Origin of the sequence: Moorena sp. SIO1G6, from assembly GCF_010672795.1 — a bacterium.
GTDB classification, from domain to species: domain Bacteria; phylum Cyanobacteriota; class Cyanobacteriia; order Cyanobacteriales; family Coleofasciculaceae; genus Moorena; species Moorena producens.
In genome coordinates this window covers 115,152-131,524 of the sequence record NZ_JAAHFZ010000001.1, presented here as the reverse complement: position 1 = coordinate 131,524, position 16,373 = coordinate 115,152, and the positions used below count along the sequence as shown (strand labels likewise).

The following is a 16,373-nucleotide window of genomic DNA, read 5'->3' as shown; positions in this document are numbered from 1 at the left end:
AAATGCCTAAGATAAGTATTTTTGCTTATTAATTGTGAAATCTTTGGTCAGTAAGGCTTTTAGTATTTAGATGGGTTAGATAAGTATTTTTGCTTACTAGTTATGCAATCTTTTGTTAGTAAGGCTTCTAAAATTTAGATGAGTTGATCACAGAGTGATCATATGGTCAACTCTAGGCAAAGCTTTATATTCAGAAATAGACTTAGACCGCTTCCAACCAATCAAATATTTGCTCTAATTGATCTAATGAAATTAGTCCGTATTGCCAAAGAATCATGGGTAAAAAGTTTGGGGTTGGTTCGCCCTGGCGTAGGGCCAGGGCAATGGAAGCCCGAGGAATCTCTAACTCTTCCTGTAACCAGCGAATCAATTTAGTGAGCACTGAAGACTGCATCGACCTCTGGTTTATGAATTGGGTAGAGAGTTGCTAGCAAAAGCATCCATGGCATAGGCCGGAGTGCGATCGCTATAGTCAGTGTCTTGACCAGTCACGGATTTGGCCAGTTTGTTGAAAGAGTTACTACGCCAGTTGCGCTCATGGATGGGCTTGGTTTGCTCACCACGGAAGTAAGCTTGAGTACCAATTAGCGCAGCAGCAGTCCAACCAACAATTAACAGTGCAATTACAATAGTCATCATTTTCTCCTTTGTGTTTTTTACAAGCTTTGGGTTTAACAAGTAATGAATGGTCTTAGCTGATACCGAAGGCGGTCAAAATTAACAAGCAGACTAACAAGCTAGCTATAGCACCTTGGGAAATATAATTACGCTGCTGTTCAAGTGTTGGGAAGTCTGCGTAGTAAATCTCGGTTTCAGGAGCGTAGTTGTTGAGGACTCCGGTTTCATCAACCGTGGTGTACATAGTGGACTTGGTCATGGTGTCAGTGCTGAAAGTCATTTGGTTTTTTCTCCTTTGGTCTTTATGTAAATAAATGGGTCAAACCGTTAAAGCATTGCTTGATCACAGTGTCAAAATCACAGTGTCAAATGCTTCAAGATTAGGAATTGGGCAGAGAGTTGCTAGCAAAAGCATCCATGGCATAGGCCGGAGTGCGATCGCTATAGTCAGTGTCTTGACCAGTCACGGATTTGGCCAGTGTGTTGAAAGAATTACTACGCCAGTTGCGCTCATGGATGGGCTTGGTTTGCTCACCACGGAAGTAAGCTTGAGTACCAATTACCGCAGCAGCAGTCCAACCAACAATTAACAGTGCAATTACAATAGTCATCATTTTCTCCTTTGTGTTTTTTACAAGCTAGTGGTCAAATAAGTAACGAATGGTTTAGCTGATACCGAAGGCAGTCAAAATTAACAAGCAGACTAACAAGCTAGCTATAGCACCTTGGGAAATATAATTACGCTGCTGTTCAAGTGTTGGGAAGTCTGCGTAGTAAATCTCGGTTTCAGGAGCGTAGTTGTTGAGGACTCCGGTTTCATCAACCGTGGTGTACATAGTGGACTTGGTCATGGTGTCAGTGCTGAAAGTCATTTGGTTTTTTCTCCTTTGGTCTTTATGTAAATAAATGGGTCAAACCGTTAAAGCATTGCTTGATCACAGTGTCAAAATCACAGTGTCAAATGCTTCAAGATTAGGAATTGGGCAGAGAGTTGCTAGCAAAAGCATCCATGGCATAGGCCGGAGTGCGATCGCTATAGTCAGTGTCTTGACCAGTCACGGATTTGGCCAGTGTGTTGAAAGAATTACTACGCCAGTTGCGCTCATGGATGGGCTTGGTTTGCTCACCACGGAAGTAAGCTTGAGTACCAATTACCGCAGCAGCAGTCCAACCAACAATTAACAGTGCAATTACAATAGTCATCATTTTCTCCTTTGTGTTTTTTACAAGCTAGTGGTCAAATAAGTAACGAATGGTTTAGCTGATACCGAAGGCAGTCAAAATTAACAAGCAGACTAACAAGCTAGCTATAGCACCTTGGGAAATATAATTACGCTGCTGTTCAAGTGTTGGGAAGTCTGCGTAGTAAATCTCGGTTTCAGGGGCGTAGTTGTTGAGGACTCCGGTTTCATCAACGGTGGTGTACATAGTGGACTTGGTCATGGTGTCAGTGCTGAAAGTCATTTGCTTTTTTTCTCCTTTCGTCTTTCTGTAAATAAATATAACACTATGTAAATTTTTGTTGCAATAGCTTGACAGGGACTGGCGGTAGGGTTAGCCGTATAGGTGATAGGTGTAAAAACCCTACAAAAAGGTAAAAAGCCTAAATTTAGAATATTAAACAAGAGTAAATAGGCGCAATTAGCATTAATTACGCCTATAACACCAAATAATGGCTGCTAATCCTTATTTATAACTATTTAAATCTAAGTGTTTCAGTCTAAGTGTTTCAGTCTAAGTGTTTAAGTTATTACTTTAGGCATATATCTTTGGGCATAGATGAGATCCCCCCAGCCCGACTCTACTCAGCCTTTCGATGATGAGGAGTTAATAGACTGATCAGATGTGTAGCAAGATGTTTGGACAGGACTGACTGGGTAAGTCCTGTTGATAGAAGCAAATGTTTTGGCAAAAAAGTAACTTCAGATATAGCGTTTCTTATACCTATGAGGTAAACAGGGTTTTTTCCCACTTCTGACTTCCCTGCTCCCAGCTCCGTTCGCACCTCAAGCAGCGTCTGGCTCTGCCAGTAAGCGTGGCCCACGGCCTTAGCTCCCATTAACCCCAAGGGCGTAAGTACCTCATCCAATTGAGAACTGCTATATGCGATCGCATTTCAAGAGCCCATGATTGGACAGCAGCAAAGGGTGGCAAGGATCATGCCTACCCTTTTGATTACTCCTACAATTGATCACTCCTGTAACAGAGTCTTAGACACAATTCTGGTTTTCTTACGATCAGCTTCTGAGAGGTCTTCCCCAGTTTGCAAAATCGTAGCATTAGTTTGCAGTACCGTTGCGGCTCCTTTATCCCCCATCTGGATAGCAGTTTTTGCCGCAGTTTGTAACATGGTGGCAGCCCCGACGCGATCGCCCTGCTGTAATTTGGTTTCCGCAATTTGAGTCTGACGATATTTAGCTAAAGCTAGAATATGCTTCTGTACCTCAGGATTGGGAACTGGTTGATAAGCCTCCTGGAAATTTGCCTGGACTGGCACGATTTCCGAGAGTAACTCTTGGGCACCACTGGATGGATCATCATATTTGACTTGTACATGGGCAATGGTTTGACGACCCTCTGGCATTTTCCCAACATACAAGTTAGCGAGAATCACCCGTTGTGAATCAGTCATCAAATCTCCCAAACGTACCATAAAGCGATCGCCTTCTGATTGTGCTGGGAGTTCAATCGCATCTGGTTCTACTTGGGCGATGGGTTTGAGCTCTGCTAACCGCACTTTTGGCATTAAATCCAATAACAGATAAGCATTAGTTAAGCCCACAGACTGCATGCGGTTGAACAAACGTGCAAACTCACTCAGGGCTTGCTCTGGTTCTTCAATGTAGGACAAGCTACCAGTAGCAATATCCGAAATTTTTTCCAAAATATCTTGGTTCCAGTTGGAACCGAATCCCAGAGTGTTGATAGTCAAGTTATTTTCAGCAGCCAGTTCAGCTAATTTTATGCAACTTTCATTATTTCCATGTTCGTTTTCCCCATCAGTGAGCAGAAACACCTGAGATACCGTGTCTTGTTTGGATTTAATAAGTTCTTTAACCCCTAGCTTTAGACCTTCATCAATGGCAGTACCCCCATCAGCCGCCAGTCGGTTAATCTTTCGTTTGATTTGGTCTAGGTTGCCCATCGGTTGATTGCGAACCAGCACTTTGGCTCTGTGGTCAAAGGCCACAATCGAGAGGCGGTCATCCGGTTGCAAGCGCTCAATTAACCCCACTGCTGCTTGCTTGACAGTTTCCAGAGGCTGTCCATGCATCGAGCCACTGTGGTCGAGTACCAGACACAAATTCAAGGGTACACTTCGACTAGAGGAAGCAGCGATCGCAGAAATCGCCATGGATAACTGACGCTGACTACTCGGTTGATTAGCATCAATATTAGTATCGTTAAGGGCTGGGTGCAAACCAACTTTCATTTTAGATAGCTCCTCAGACAGCAAGGGTAATTGATAATCGGTGTAGAGGCTATCGGTCAGCATGGGTGTAGCCATTGAGCTGCTTACAATAACCCGCAAATAAGGAAGTTTTCCCCTATGTTACAGTTTTAACCCTTCGGGGGCTAACCGGCACGAAGAAAATCACGAAGAAAGTATGGCAAGCTACACTGGTTAAAGATAGTGCCATTATTGCAGCCCCAAATATCATGAAACGACCCATCCAGGCTGTTCAATCTACCTACTATGGTAGACCTGCCTACCGCACACCGCCACCAGACTTACCCTCGCTGTTGTTAAGTGAGCGGATTGTATATTTGGGTATGCCCTTGGTGAGTGCGGTAACTGAATTAATTATTGCCGAACTGCTGTATTTACAGTACGACGACCCGGACAAGCCCATTAAAATTTACATCAATTCCACCGGCACATCTCGTTACGATGGCCAACCCGTGGGTTTTGAAACCGAAGCCTTTGCCATCTGTGACACCATAAATTACATCAAGCCCCCTATCCACACTATTTGTATTGGTTCAGCCCTCGGGATGGCAGCCATGCTCCTCTCCGCAGGAACCAAAGGCTGTCGGGCAAGTTTACCCAATGCCACTATTGTCCTACATCAGCCCAGGAGTTATGCCCAGGGTCAAGCCACGGATATCCAAATTCGTGCTCAAGAAGTTCTGACCAATAAGAAGACGATGCTCCATATCCTGTCTCGCAATACCGGTCAAGACCAAGAAAAAATTGCCAAAGATATGGATCGGTTCCTTTACATGACACCTCACCAAGCCCAAGAGTATGGTCTGATCGACAGGGTGCTAGAACCTCAAGAGCTTGATACTCCGATTCCTGCTGGTATTACTTAAGTCGTAAGCAATCAGCTGATAGCTAACATAAAATTGATCAATCTTTACATGCCCTTTTCCACAATCTAGTACTAACTCGGAGCGAATTATGCCAATTGGTGTGCCCAAAGTTCCCTACCAGATGCCAGGAAGTCAGTATACTGAGTGGATTGACATCTACAACCGTCTCTACCGGGAACGGATTATTTTTCTAGGCAAAGAGGTTGATGACGAAATCACCAACCAGATCATTGCGGTAATGCTATATCTCGACTCTGAAGATAATAGCAAAGATATTATCCTCTACATAAACTCTCCTGGTGGTTCAGTCACCGCAGGCATGGCTATTTATGACACCATGCAGCATATCAAATCCGATGTAGTCACCGTTTGTGTTGGTCTAGCTGCCTCCATGGGGTCTTTCCTGCTAGCTGCAGGTAAAAAAGGAAAACGAATAGCCTTGCCTCACTCCAGGATTATGATTCACCAACCCTCTGGGGGAACCCGTGGACAAGCTACGGATATTGAGATTGAAGCTAGGGAAATTTTGCGGATCCGCCATCAACTCAATGAAATCTACGCCCAAAATACCGGTCAAGCCCTAGAGAAAATCGAAAAAGACATGGATCGGGACTTTTTCATGTCAGCCGATGAAGCCAAGGAGTATGGCTTGATTGACCAAGTCATTGACCAGAGAGCACCCTAGAGTGTTGGTCTGGTCAATTTGATCAGGACTTACACGGCCAAGGCGGTTATTAACCGTAATTGCACCAATTGCAGCCTTTGATTTATAACTCGAAAGCGGGTTGTAACCGTCTTGGTGAGTAAGGGCTATTTGATGATCCCCTGATCAAGTAGTATAAAGGGAAAAGTAGTAACATTATTCAGAAGGGTAATCTATATATAAAAAGCAGATAAGTCTGTCTCAACGCTTATTGATTACTTATTCCATTGATGAATCTGGCTGATTGCTATCGCTTACTGGGTGTGGATCCAGGAGCGAAACAGGTTGAAGTAAAGGAGTCTTATCGGCGTCTGGCACGTCGGTATCATCCTGATATTAACCCTGGAGACAAGCTTGCCCAAGAAAAGTTTATTCGGTTTACGGAGGCTTATAAGCTTCTCCTCAGTGTTATCAAAGAGTCTGACCGTGAACCAGTCTTAACCTCCGCCACTAGCTTTGGTAATCAGAGTAATCAGCCTGAGGACTCACATCCCCCAACCTCAACTTGGGTCACGCCTCAGCCACCATCCGTTGAATTCAATCAACCCCTCTCAGCAGTTGAACAACAGCTGAAGTGGGATTCCTATCATCAACTCCAGCAATTGCTTCGAGAGCGACGGTTGATTAGAGCGATCGCATTAGTAGAAGCCTTGGCTCAAAGAATGCCCCAAGACCCAGAAGTGCGTCAGTGGCAAGCGATCGCTTATCAAAGTTGGGCAAGACACTTGGTTAAACAGCACAAGCTGGATAAAGCTAGAAATTATCTTAGAAAAGCCCTCAAGACTGACCCCTACAATAAGTCTCTCTGTGCTCAGATAGAACAGGATTTTCTTGTGATCGAGCAGATGATCTAACGCTACGCGCAAATCACAAGTCAGAAGTCAGAAGTCAGAAGTCAGTTATGACTTACGTTTCGGAGTTTAGGAATGTCAAACATATTAATGCGTAGTGCTACAATTGAAGCTAGAATCACCAATTGTGTAGCACTAGCCCTTAGTAAATCCTTTAATAAATATCTTTAGACTTAGTATTCAAGTAAGGACGCTTCAGGTCAATTCCAAGCAAAGAAAAGTTGTGGAGGATAAAATTCATCCGACCTTCTGCAGAGTCGTGACCTTGTAGCCAAGCTTCTAGTAAGGCATTAGCAACAATTTGGCAGCGATTCATGCCAAAATCTTCTTTAGGCGTAAATTTATAATCCGGTTCTTCTGATAGAGCCAGTCCTGGTAACAGCTGCTTCGTAAACAGAGGAACCCCTTGCATAAAATGGGCTTTGTGTTGAGCATAAACAGTCTTAAGCATAGGTTTGACTGTTTTATAATTAGCCTTTTCAAAGCACAGAACCCCTGAATCATAACGCCCGTAGTCAGAAGGATTGTATAGCACCTTAAACGTGAACGGAATTTTGACTCGGTTCAATCCCTCAGTGATAGCTTTCATAACAGCAACTGCACCTTCAGGACTCAGATTAAAATAAACATTTACTGTCTGGTGGTCACCATCTGAATGGCAAGGATTGACTCGACCAGCATTACCAACCGCTACATAGAATCCGTTTTGAACTAAATTAGGGGGCATCCGAATTGCCACTAAGCTACCTATAGTAGCAGCCCTATCAATCGGTTGTAAATGGAAATCTGGCCTAATGTGCAGAATTAGACCCTTCTTTTCCACAGCTACACTACCATCACTTTCCTGTCCTAGCACTAACCACCCTGGATCAAAGTAGCCTTGAGAGCGATTACTTTCGCACAATCGCTGGCAAAACTCTCGGTTGAGCCCCCTTACCGTATTGTTCTCCAAATCCTCGTCAACTGCCCAACCATTTGAATTGTGATCTGCTGCAAGAGTAGTTTGATAAGAGCCGTTGTAGTAGATACGGTAGAGAAACGTTCGTAGTTGCAGGCTTAGATAGGTATTCTGGATCTTTAAAGGTAGTTGCTGAAAACGAGCTACCACTTCATCAGGAAGTTCCAGGGGTTTGTACTCTGGATGAGTAATATAGAAATTAGATTGAATCTGAACATTGCTAAGAATGTCAGAAAAAACATCCAGCAGTCCAGGTATAGAAGAATCCAGTCGTTGATTTCGTAGAGTATCCAGTAATTGCATAATCAAAACCTTAGGACTTATATGATGTCCGGATAATTACCCTTAATAAAAATCTCCCCATCTCCCCATCTCCCCATCTCCCCATCTCCCCACACTGTGATTATGGGTATTCAACCGGACTTGATATTAGGCAGGAATACGGCTAGGACAAGTGAGTTCAGATTCTGTGATGCCAAAAACAATCGAGATTGATTGCTCTGGATGGCATAACAAGGTCTTAGCAACCTGAAGCATACAGATACCTGTGTTGTCAAAGGGTTTGAGGTTATTGATCTTTATATGAATTTTGCGAATCAAGATAAACCCAGCAAATTGCATCGCTCGTCTCAAAAAATTCTGACGTCGCTCAATAATTTCTGGAAAGTGAGCCAAATAAGCTTGAGTTAGAGCAACAAGGCTAGGTTGAATTACCTCAAGGGGAGTTGTGGCTAGACGCAAAGCAGTTTCAACATCGATTGCTGTACTGATCACCAAGCTACTCAGCCAAATTTGTAGATAGCTAGCGATAATGGTTCCTAAATCTAAGCTCGGATCTCCCCAAGTGAATTTCTCCCAATCAATTACTCTAACCATGCTTGTCGCTTCTAGCTTATTTGTCGAGAGGCATTGCTCCCACTCAAGGTGCAGTAATATGTTTTTCAGTTTTAGGTCATTGTGGATCAGACAGCAAGGCTCCCAAGTTTCGTTAAGTTCTGCGAGGGCTTGCCCTAAACTCTCGTAGCGCTGATAAAGTCTAAAAAATTCAAGAGAATCTTCAGAATAAATCCCAAAAACTTCTGGTTCAATTCGTTCTAACCTTTCAAGAAAATCAACCTCTTCGTCAATCGGTAGCTGTTTAGAATTAGAGTTCAAGAAGTCTTTATACTGCTGACAGTCTAGAGTCGTGCGATGGATTGTGGCTATAGTAGCTCCGAGCCGGCTAGCGATATCAGTAGGGAAAACCTGCTCTTTACTATAAAAATAGCCTAAATCACAATAGTCATTAAGATAGTTAAAAACCAGAATTGAGCGACTTAAATCAAAATGAATCGCCTCTGATATTAGTGGGCGAATAGAGCTTAGCTCTGGAAACTCTTGTAAAAACTCATAAAAAAGCCATTCGTACCAAAAATCACCATTAGTGTTCCCTTCATGATCGTGACGCTCTTGCTTAATCAGAAAATAGCGATCCTCTGTCAAACTCACCAGCAAATTAAAGTTTTTACCAGATTTTGGTTCAATCTGAAGCAGAGATTGCTGATTTTGCTCACAAATACCCTCTTCGATTAGATACTGAAAAATGTTTTTAGAGCTTAACAAAAAAGTCATTAAAAACTACGGATTGCAACTAATGGTTGATAAATTAACCCAGGATAACGCTAGTCATATGAGATGGGAATTGGGAAGAAGCGAATGGGCAATGTTAAAGAAATTATCCATTACTCATTCCCTAATCAGGATGTATTGGTAGCAAGTAAAAGCGTGAATTGGTATTAACTAGAGCTACCACCACGCTTCTGAAAGAATCCTGGAATTATGAAGATAAATTTGTTGAAAATGTTAACGTTTTGGTTAACGACTGCAGTACCACCCTTCTTAGGGATCGCGATCCCTTCCAAGTTCACGTCATTACTAATGATAATAGGCTGGCCATTGCCGAAAAAGTCATTAAAGTCTTTGATGTTAGCGGGGCGGCGTTTGCGGCGGCGTCCGCTACTGTCGTCACCTCCTTCAATCTTGTTGAGCTGATCTTCCGACACATCTGTCATGAAGTCCAAATCTTTGATAGAATCGATGAAGCTTTCCGAAGTTGAAAACAGAGCCGAACCAGCAGGACGCTGATCATACATTTCCATCTCATCCATATTGAGTACTCTCCCTTTTCACAAGGTTTAATTTGGGTAAAATTAGCTCTAGAGAATCGATCCAGTAATGACCATTATGGGTAGGCATTAAACATCAGGACAATCATATATATATCGCCCAACGTTTAGTTATTCGTTCCGCAGCCAGTAAAGCAGTTTAGCTAACCCTAGAGGTTTGGTGAAAGGTAAAGTAGACTTTGCCAATCCAGAGTAAAATCCTTCACCTATTCTTCCTGGATCAACTCTCTAGTGCCAAATTGATTGATGCAATAATTGGTTGTTAAAACCAACCGAGTTGTATGTAATTTAAGATAACTATATAAATTCCTGCTGTCTCGCCATTGTGGCGCAAAGGTTTGTTTAAGGTTAACCGGTTGAAGGTTAACCAGTTGAAGGTTAACCAGTTGAAGGTTAACCAGTTGAAGGTTAACCAGTTGAAGGTTAACAAGTTGAAAGTTAACCGGTTGTTCGCTATTGGCATCCCTTGTAGGATAGCTTGAAAGTGATTCACTGTTGAGGGAACAGGGAACAGGGAACAGGGAACAGGGAACAGGGAACAGAGGATTCACAACTTGAAGATTAGAACCTGCAACTTGCAACCTTGGCCAAAAGGCCACGCGTGCGCGTTCAACCTTCAACAACCTTCAACCTTGGCCAAAAGGCCACGCGTGCGCGTTCAACCTTCAACCTGCAATCCAACTTAAACAGGCAAGGGGTCTTCCGTTATACCCGCGCATGTTAGCGGGAGGGGAATTGCCTGACGGGGTCTTCTGGTTTTGCACGTAGCTTTTCAAGTGCTCAATCGTTACGCCACCGCATGATGCAACGAAATAAGAGCCAGTCCAGAATACTTTCTTGTCTCCGTAAAACTGTTTTAAATGTTCAGGAAATTCCTGGCGAATTAAGCGACTGGTTACTGTTTTGATATTAGCAATCAGCTTCACTGGTGCAACTTTAGGGTTGAGGTCAACTAGCAAGTGAACATGATCGAATTCACCGTTGAACTCAATTAGATTACATTCCCACTTGATGCAGGTATCTGCACAAATTTGTTGAAGACGGATCAAAATCGGCTCTGTGATAGTTTTTCTTCGATATTTTGTGACTAGGACAATATGTGCAGTGAGTCTATAGACCGACCTGTTTTCTCTAGTATAGTTACCTTTTACTATTTAACGATAAATGCTATAATCAATATATGCTACTGACCTATTGCTATAGAATCAACCCTAGTGACGAACAGATTACCATCATGGAGAGGTGGCTAGAACTTCTGCGTCGTCACTGGAACTATGCACTAGGGCAACGGCTTGATTGGCTGAACCGGACTCGTTCACCAATTGATAGATGTAGCTTGGTGAGTGAGCCGATTGGTGAAATTCCAGAAGCGGTTAACTATTACACTCAGCAATCAGCTCTCAAGGAAACGAAGAAACTGTTTACTGAATACAAGTTAATTTATGCTGAAACGCAACAAGTTAATTTGCAACGGCTTAATCAAGCATGGGAACGGTGGAGAAAACCTGATACAACAGGAAAACGCGGGGGAAGACCTCGGTTCAAAAAACCAGGGCAATTGCGGTCATTTGTGTTCCCACGGGTAAACAACTCCAAAGCGGGAGCGCATCTCAAAGATGGAATGCTTAAACTGAGTCGAATTGGTGAAATACCTGTGGTCATGCACAGACCCCTGCCGCAAGGTTTCACTCTAAAGCAATGCACCATCGTCAAGAAAGCAGATGGCTGGTATGCCTGTTTTTCTATGCAAGATGATACTGTCCCTGAGCTGTTACCTGTGGATTTGGTTAAATCTGCTGTCGGTATTGACGTGGGTTTAGAGAAATTCTTAACTACATCAGACGGTGATGCGATTGAAATTCCTCAATTTTATCGAAAGACTCAGAATAAACTGGCTTTAGCACAACGAGTTATGTCGCGCCGTGTGAAGGGTTCCAAAAACTGGGAGAAGGCTAAACAGAAAGTTGCTTTATTACACCTACACCTAGCCCGATGTCGGAAGGAATTTCACTATCAAGTAGCCCATTGGTTATGTAGTAAGTATGACCTAATTGGTCACGAAGACTTAAACATCAAAGGTCTTGCCAGAACAAAACTTGCAAAATCAATACATGATGCCGGATGGGGGTCTTTTCTGGAAGTCTTACAGGCAGTGGCGGTCAAACGCGGTCTGATAGTCCAGAAAGTCAATCCACGGGGGACAAGTATTGAGTGCTTCAATTGTGGTTCTAGGGTTGAGAAAAGTTTGAGTGAGCGCGTTCATCATTGTTCCAGTTGTGGGGTAAAGATTGACCGCGATTGGAATAGCGGAATTAACATTTTACATCGCGCATTAATGGCGGTTGGACTGCCGCTTAATGGCTGTGGTAAATCGGTTATGGATATCGAGGAACAGCAAGTCTCATTCGTGAGGAGCGAGAAGCCGACATCATAGCGTTAGCTTGATGTCGGAGTAGTCACATAACGTTAAATCTTGCAAGTTAAATCACCAGTCTTTTGGCTAAAGCGTAGGTTTTCGCCATAGTCTACCGGACAATCAATCACCGCAGGCACATCTTGAGCTAATGCTTCTCGTAGGATAGGAATCAACTCATCCACTGAATTGACACGATAGCCTTTTAGTCCCATACTTTCAGCAAATTTGACAAAATCTGGATTGCCAAAATTCACAAAAGCCGACTCACCAAAGTGATTTTGTTGCTTCCAATCAATCAAGCCATAGCCACCATCATTGAAAATCAGTGTCACAAAGGCAGTCCCTACTCTTAGTGCTGTTTCAAGTTCCTGGCAATTCATCATAAAGCCCCCATCACCAGTCACTGCCACGATATTCCGATCTGGGTAAACCAGCTTAGCCGCTACTGCTCCTGGCAAAGCAATCCCCATGGCTGCGAAACCATTAGAAATGATACAGGTATTGGGACAATCACAATGGTACTGACGAGCCATCCACATCTTGTGAGCTCCTACATCAGAGATCACAATATCTTCTGGTTCCATGACCTGGCGTAGGTCATAGATCAGTTTTTGCGGCTTGATCGGAAAGCCTTCATCATTAGCATACTGTTCGTAGTCCTCTCGGATTTCCGACCGCAGTTCAGCAGCGGATGGTATCGGTTTACCTTCCCGGTCTCCCTGCTTCATAATTTCCTTGAGAGAGTCAGAAATATCCCCCACTACCTCCACTAAAGGAATGTAGCTTTTATCAATTTCTGCTGGACTGGCACCGATATGAATAATGGGAATCTTGCCCTCTGGATTCCACTTTTTCGGAGAATATTCAATCAAATCATATCCCACCGCAATCACCAAATCCGATTGCTCAAAAGCACAGGTGATGTGGTCCCGTTGTTGTAATCCCAGGGTCCACAAGGCCAGGGGATGAGTATAAGGAATACACCCTTTACCCATGAAGCTATTGACCACTGGAATATTCATCCGGGTGGCAAATTGGGTTAGGGCTTCAGCAGCATTAGCACGAATTGCGCCATTACCCGCCAAGATTAGGGGATTTTTCGCCTTAGAAATTGCCACAGCTGCCTTACCCAAACTACGGAAAGACGCAAAGGTTTTTTCCCGACCATCTTTGCCTAGGGGTTGGCTATTGACTGGCATGGCCGCAATGTTTTCTGGCAAATCTATGTGTACCGCTCCTGGTTTTTCGGTCTGAGCGAGTTTAAACGCTTTACGGACAATTTCTGCGGTCGTATCAGGGCGGACAATTTGCCGGTTCCACTTAGTCACTGGAGCAAACATTGCCACCAAATCCAAGTACTGGTGGGACTCAATATGCATCCGGTCTGTTCCCACCTGACCAGTTATCGCTACTAGAGGTGCTCCATCCAAATTGGCATCAGCAACCCCAGTCATTAAGTTAGTTGCCCCTGGACCAAGGGTAGACAGGCAAACTCCAGCCTTTCCTGTCAGCCGTCCGTAAACGTCTGCCATAAAGGCTGCTCCCTGTTCATGACGAGTGGTAATAAATTGAATTGAAGAATGTCTAAGAGCTTCTAGAACATGGAGATTTTCTTCTCCAGGTAGTCCAAAAACGTACTCGACTCCTTCGTTTTCTAAGCAATTTACCAATAGTTCAGCGGTATTCATGTCACCCATATCTAATCATCCCTGGTATATATAGTTTTGGTATCAAAATAATCTTTGATTGTAAAAATTCCTGTTTAGATTTCTTTTGAGATTCCTTTTTAGCTTTTTCTATTAGCCTTCGTCCATATTTGTTATTAGTTCATGACAAGCGATGCAGAGGTGCGACCCGTGGCGAATTTAATTCGCCAACGGAAAGCGCACCTAAGCGGTCTTGGGGGTTTCCCCCATGAGCGACTGCATCAAGACAAGGATTTAGCATTTGAGATCCGGTGCATCCCAATTTTTCAGAAGTCAGTAGGGATCGAGCAATGTTAAAGCAGCCTTTGATAAGCTTTTGATAACTATCAAAGAACGGGAATACTGAGTTGTATAGCCATTCTGGCTTCTATCCGGGGAACTTTAATAAAAGTTAACAGTCAAAAATTGATGTAAAAAAGTTAAAAATGTTACATAAAAACTTCCTATTTTCCCCTTCACCAGCACCACAGGGACGGATACACAGATAGCCTCACCAACAAGGTTAATTTTAAGAATAGTGCTGAGTCCTGAGTCCTGAGTCAGAAAATCCGTCAGTAGTAACTATCACTGTTCAGGATTCAAATAGAATTGCTATAGGCTAATGGTTTTAGGCTAATGGTATTAGGCTAATGGTTGTAAGCATTCAGCAGTCAGCCGTCAGCTGTCAGCTTATTTTATTCAAAAGTACCTCAACTAGTGTGGCACAGGCTTCGACGCTGGGACTTGACCCATAAGCACGGCTGATAGCACCTCAAGTAGCACCATCTGTAGCGCATAGACTGTTCGCGTAGCGTGGCCGTAGGCCTTTAGCTGTTCGCGTAGCGTGGCCGTAGGCCTTTAGCTGATAGCTGAATGCTTACTAATGGTTTTAGCCTAATACCTAGGATTTTTACTTCACCCAAACAGTTTTGATGTTTACGAACTCATGTATCCCTTGAATGCTTAGTTCTCGCCCATAGCCAGAACGTTTGATGCCACCGAAGGGTAAACGGGGGTCGGATTTGACTAAGCCATTGATAAACACTGCTCCAGCTTCAAGTTCATCAATCAGCCTGGGGATTTGCTCCTCATTGGTTGTCCAGGCACTAGCTCCTAATCCAAATACTGTGGAATTGGCAAGCTTAATAGCAGCATCAATATCCGGAACTCTAAACAATAGGGCAACAGGGCCAAAAAATTCTTCGTTATCAGCTGGAGTGCCTGGTGGGAAGTCAGTTAGAATTGTGGGGGGGTAGAAGTTACCAGCGCGATCGCTTAAAGGATGGCCACCGATAAGAACCTTTGCCCCTTGTTCAATGCAGGCTTGTACCTGTTGGTCTAAGTCTCTAAGAATACCAGGGGTTGCCAATGGGCCAATATCGGTATCTTCCGCCATGGGATCTCCCACTTTCAAGGCTTGGAATTTGTCCAGTAGGCGTTGCTGAAAGTCCTCGGCTACTGCGTCCACCACAATAAACCGTTTCGCTGCAATACATGATTGACCGTTATTGAGCATCCTAGCAGTCACACCCGTGGTAGCTGCTGCTTCTAAATCGGCACTTTCTAGGACAATAAACGGGTCACTTCCCCCTAGTTCCAGGACAGTTTTCTTGATTTGTGTCCCAGCCGCTGCGGCTAAAGCTGCTCCTGCTAGCTCACTACCAGTTAGGGTGGCAGCTTTGACCCGTGGATCCTGAATTACTGCCTCTACTTGGTCAGCACCAATCAGTAAGGTCCCAAACACCCCTTCGGGAAATCCTGCTTCAACAAAGATTTGCTCAAGGGCTAAGGCGCATTGAGGCACATTAGAGGCGTGTTTTAGCAACCCCACATTTCCCGCCATCAATGCTGGAGCAGCAAAACGGAAGACTTGCCAAAATGGAAAATTCCAGGGCATGACTGCTAGAATTACTCCTAGAGGTTGGTAGCGCACAAAGCTTTGGGTGGCATCGGTATAGGCTGGGACATCTGCTAGGAATTCAGCTGCGTGTTCAGCGTAGTACCGACAAACCAAAGCACATTTTTGCGCTTCTGCGATCGCACTTTTGAGGGGTTTTCCCATCTCCGTGGTCATCAGCGTGCCGAATTTGACTCGATCCCGCTCTACAATCTCCGCCGCTGCGTTTAGCCACTCTGCTCTTTGCTCCATTGATGTTTGGCAGTATTGCTCAAACGCCTCTTGGGCAACTGCTAGCTTGGTCGCAATCGACGACGGACTCTCTGGCTCAAAGGTTTTGATGGTTTCCCCGGTTGCTGGGTTAACTGTAGCGATCCCCATGGCTTCCTCCTCCCCCCAATGGGGATAGTACTTCCAATTCTTTGATTATAACTAAGTATTTTCACTATGACTTATTTTTGCCAAAATGGCTTAATAGTTTGATATACTTTTAAAAATCGTCAACCCATTGCCCTATAAACTACCAGTCAAGCAAGTGTTAACCTAATATCAAGTTTTATCCTACTACCACGAAATTTATCTCACCAGTTTTTAAAACAGTTATCAACCAAATTCTAGGGATTAGAGCTTAGGGGTTAGGGATTAGACATTAGGCATTTAGGGGTTAGGGATTAGGCATTTAGGGTAATGGTGTTAGGGATTAGAGATTAGGGGTTAGGGATTAGGCATTAGGCATTAGGTAAAATACAAGCAGTTGACAGCC

General features: G+C 43.8%; 20 protein-coding genes. 5 read left to right on the top strand and 15 right to left on the bottom strand.

The features are described from left to right. Window positions 1-202: 202 nt before the first annotated feature. From F6K63_RS00590 to F6K63_RS00555, 8 genes are all read right to left on the bottom strand, one after another. The gene (locus tag F6K63_RS00590) at window positions 203-394 is read right to left on the bottom strand and encodes a DUF2949 domain-containing protein (RefSeq protein WP_287310342.1); all 192 of its coding nucleotides are present in this window, start codon (window positions 392-394) and stop codon (window positions 203-205) included. A gap of 11 nt (window positions 395-405) precedes the next feature. Then, window positions 406-636 carry a photosystem II protein, Psb35-related gene (locus F6K63_RS00585; RefSeq protein ID WP_008182589.1) on the bottom strand — a complete coding sequence of 77 codons (231 nt, stop codon included), beginning with the start codon at window positions 634-636 and terminating at the stop codon, window positions 406-408. Between the two features lie 55 nt (window positions 637-691). Beyond that, on the bottom strand, window positions 692-862 hold the full coding sequence (psb34, locus tag F6K63_RS00580) for a photosystem II assembly protein Psb34 (protein ID WP_044492715.1): 171 nt from the start codon (window positions 860-862) through the stop codon (window positions 692-694). 136 nt (window positions 863-998) lie between these two features. Further along, the gene (locus tag F6K63_RS00575) at window positions 999-1,229 is read right to left on the bottom strand and encodes a photosystem II protein, Psb35-related (RefSeq protein WP_287310340.1); all 231 of its coding nucleotides are present in this window, start codon (window positions 1,227-1,229) and stop codon (window positions 999-1,001) included. Window positions 1,230-1,283: 54 nt separating this feature from the next. After that, a complete protein-coding gene (gene psb34, locus F6K63_RS00570) occupies window positions 1,284-1,454 on the bottom strand; it encodes a photosystem II assembly protein Psb34 (protein ID WP_044492715.1) in 171 nt (56 codons plus the stop codon). Window positions 1,455-1,590: 136 nt separating this feature from the next. Beyond that, entirely contained in the window at window positions 1,591-1,821 is a 231-nt protein-coding gene (locus F6K63_RS00565) for a photosystem II protein, Psb35-related (protein ID WP_287310340.1), read from the bottom strand. Between the two features lie 54 nt (window positions 1,822-1,875). Continuing rightward, window positions 1,876-2,046, bottom strand: a complete 171-nt coding sequence (gene psb34, locus F6K63_RS00560) for a photosystem II assembly protein Psb34 (protein WP_044492715.1) — start codon at window positions 2,044-2,046, stop codon at window positions 1,876-1,878. A 763-nt stretch (window positions 2,047-2,809) separates the two neighbouring features. Then, window positions 2,810-4,051 carry a vWA domain-containing protein gene (locus F6K63_RS00555; RefSeq protein ID WP_287310699.1) on the bottom strand — a complete coding sequence of 414 codons (1,242 nt, stop codon included), beginning with the start codon at window positions 4,049-4,051 and terminating at the stop codon, window positions 2,810-2,812. A gap of 227 nt (window positions 4,052-4,278) precedes the next feature. Here F6K63_RS00555 and F6K63_RS00550 point away from each other — a divergent pair, with 227 nt between their 5' ends. The 3 genes from F6K63_RS00550 to F6K63_RS00540 all read left to right on the top strand — a co-directional run bounded on the left by F6K63_RS00550 (window position 4,279) and on the right by F6K63_RS00540 (window position 6,492). Next, complete coding sequence (locus F6K63_RS00550; RefSeq protein WP_287310338.1) at window positions 4,279-4,935, top strand: ATP-dependent Clp protease proteolytic subunit; 657 nt, start codon at window positions 4,279-4,281, stop codon at window positions 4,933-4,935. An 88-nt stretch (window positions 4,936-5,023) separates the two neighbouring features. Beyond that, window positions 5,024-5,620 (top strand): ATP-dependent Clp protease proteolytic subunit, encoded by a 597-nt coding sequence (locus tag F6K63_RS00545; RefSeq protein ID WP_070393421.1) that lies wholly within the window; start codon window positions 5,024-5,026, stop codon window positions 5,618-5,620. Window positions 5,621-5,868: 248 nt separating this feature from the next. Further along, window positions 5,869-6,492 (top strand): J domain-containing protein, encoded by a 624-nt coding sequence (locus F6K63_RS00540; RefSeq protein WP_287310336.1) that lies wholly within the window; start codon window positions 5,869-5,871, stop codon window positions 6,490-6,492. A 151-nt stretch (window positions 6,493-6,643) separates the two neighbouring features. On the opposite strand, the gene F6K63_RS00535 is transcribed toward F6K63_RS00540, so the two are convergent. From F6K63_RS00535 to tnpA, 5 genes are all read right to left on the bottom strand, one after another. Beyond that, window positions 6,644-7,750: a T3SS effector HopA1 family protein gene (locus tag F6K63_RS00535; protein ID WP_287310335.1), complete on the bottom strand. Its 1,107-nt coding sequence runs from the start codon at window positions 7,748-7,750 to the stop codon at window positions 6,644-6,646. A gap of 126 nt (window positions 7,751-7,876) precedes the next feature. Then, complete coding sequence (locus F6K63_RS00530) at window positions 7,877-9,058, bottom strand: phosphotransferase family protein (protein WP_287310334.1); 1,182 nt, start codon at window positions 9,056-9,058, stop codon at window positions 7,877-7,879. Between the two features lie 164 nt (window positions 9,059-9,222). After that, window positions 9,223-9,594 (bottom strand): hypothetical protein, encoded by a 372-nt coding sequence (locus F6K63_RS00525; protein WP_287310333.1) that lies wholly within the window; start codon window positions 9,592-9,594, stop codon window positions 9,223-9,225. 224 nt (window positions 9,595-9,818) lie between these two features. After that, window positions 9,819-10,211: a hypothetical protein gene (locus F6K63_RS00520; RefSeq protein WP_271970251.1), complete on the bottom strand. Its 393-nt coding sequence runs from the start codon at window positions 10,209-10,211 to the stop codon at window positions 9,819-9,821. A 66-nt stretch (window positions 10,212-10,277) separates the two neighbouring features. Further along, a complete protein-coding gene (tnpA, locus tag F6K63_RS00515) occupies window positions 10,278-10,766 on the bottom strand; it encodes an IS200/IS605 family transposase (RefSeq protein ID WP_071104753.1) in 489 nt (162 codons plus the stop codon). A 26-nt stretch (window positions 10,767-10,792) separates the two neighbouring features. Between tnpA and F6K63_RS00510 the strand changes: the two genes are divergently transcribed. Then, window positions 10,793-12,046 carry an RNA-guided endonuclease InsQ/TnpB family protein gene (locus F6K63_RS00510; protein ID WP_071104754.1) on the top strand — a complete coding sequence of 418 codons (1,254 nt, stop codon included), beginning with the start codon at window positions 10,793-10,795 and terminating at the stop codon, window positions 12,044-12,046. A gap of 32 nt (window positions 12,047-12,078) precedes the next feature. Here the strand turns inward: F6K63_RS00510 and F6K63_RS00505 are convergent, their stop codons facing one another. Next, window positions 12,079-13,725 (bottom strand): acetolactate synthase large subunit, encoded by a 1,647-nt coding sequence (locus F6K63_RS00505; RefSeq protein WP_287310330.1) that lies wholly within the window; start codon window positions 13,723-13,725, stop codon window positions 12,079-12,081. A gap of 159 nt (window positions 13,726-13,884) precedes the next feature. Here F6K63_RS00505 and F6K63_RS00500 point away from each other — a divergent pair, with 159 nt between their 5' ends. Further along, window positions 13,885-14,031, top strand: coding sequence for a hypothetical protein (locus F6K63_RS00500; protein ID WP_154659688.1), 147 nt, complete (start codon window positions 13,885-13,887; stop codon window positions 14,029-14,031). A gap of 592 nt (window positions 14,032-14,623) precedes the next feature. Here F6K63_RS00500 and F6K63_RS00495 read toward each other — a convergent pair. Further along, the gene (locus tag F6K63_RS00495) at window positions 14,624-15,991 is read right to left on the bottom strand and encodes an NAD-dependent succinate-semialdehyde dehydrogenase (protein WP_287247621.1); all 1,368 of its coding nucleotides are present in this window, start codon (window positions 15,989-15,991) and stop codon (window positions 14,624-14,626) included. Between the last annotated feature and the right edge of the window lie 382 nt (window positions 15,992-16,373).

What these genes read in the sequence shown, in the direction of transcription:
- psb34 (WP_044492715.1), bottom strand. Translation starts at nt 862, where the DNA reads ATGTACACCACGGTTGATGAAACCGGAGTCCTCAACAACTACGCTCCT.
- F6K63_RS00495 (WP_287247621.1), bottom strand. Translation starts at nt 15,991, where the DNA reads ATGGGGATCGCTACAGTTAACCCAGCAACCGGGGAAACCATCAAAACC.
- F6K63_RS00565 (WP_287310340.1), bottom strand. Translation starts at nt 1,821, where the DNA reads ATGACTATTGTAATTGCACTGTTAATTGTTGGTTGGACTGCTGCTGCG.
- psb34 (WP_044492715.1), bottom strand. Translation starts at nt 1,454, where the DNA reads ATGTACACCACGGTTGATGAAACCGGAGTCCTCAACAACTACGCTCCT.
- F6K63_RS00545 (WP_070393421.1), top strand. Translation starts at nt 5,024, where the DNA reads ATGCCAATTGGTGTGCCCAAAGTTCCCTACCAGATGCCAGGAAGTCAG.
- psb34 (WP_044492715.1), bottom strand. Translation starts at nt 2,046, where the DNA reads ATGTACACCACCGTTGATGAAACCGGAGTCCTCAACAACTACGCCCCT.
- F6K63_RS00590 (WP_287310342.1), bottom strand. Translation starts at nt 394, where the DNA reads ATGCAGTCTTCAGTGCTCACTAAATTGATTCGCTGGTTACAGGAAGAG.
- F6K63_RS00510 (WP_071104754.1), top strand. Translation starts at nt 10,793, where the DNA reads ATGCTACTGACCTATTGCTATAGAATCAACCCTAGTGACGAACAGATT.
- F6K63_RS00585 (WP_008182589.1), bottom strand. Translation starts at nt 636, where the DNA reads ATGACTATTGTAATTGCACTGTTAATTGTTGGTTGGACTGCTGCTGCG.
- F6K63_RS00550 (WP_287310338.1), top strand. Translation starts at nt 4,279, where the DNA reads ATGAAACGACCCATCCAGGCTGTTCAATCTACCTACTATGGTAGACCT.
- F6K63_RS00540 (WP_287310336.1), top strand. Translation starts at nt 5,869, where the DNA reads ATGAATCTGGCTGATTGCTATCGCTTACTGGGTGTGGATCCAGGAGCG.
- F6K63_RS00525 (WP_287310333.1), bottom strand. Translation starts at nt 9,594, where the DNA reads ATGGATGAGATGGAAATGTATGATCAGCGTCCTGCTGGTTCGGCTCTG.
- F6K63_RS00555 (WP_287310699.1), bottom strand. Translation starts at nt 4,051, where the DNA reads ATGAAAGTTGGTTTGCACCCAGCCCTTAACGATACTAATATTGATGCT.
- F6K63_RS00575 (WP_287310340.1), bottom strand. Translation starts at nt 1,229, where the DNA reads ATGACTATTGTAATTGCACTGTTAATTGTTGGTTGGACTGCTGCTGCG.
- F6K63_RS00505 (WP_287310330.1), bottom strand. Translation starts at nt 13,725, where the DNA reads ATGGGTGACATGAATACCGCTGAACTATTGGTAAATTGCTTAGAAAAC.
- F6K63_RS00530 (WP_287310334.1), bottom strand. Translation starts at nt 9,058, where the DNA reads ATGACTTTTTTGTTAAGCTCTAAAAACATTTTTCAGTATCTAATCGAA.
- F6K63_RS00535 (WP_287310335.1), bottom strand. Translation starts at nt 7,750, where the DNA reads ATGCAATTACTGGATACTCTACGAAATCAACGACTGGATTCTTCTATA.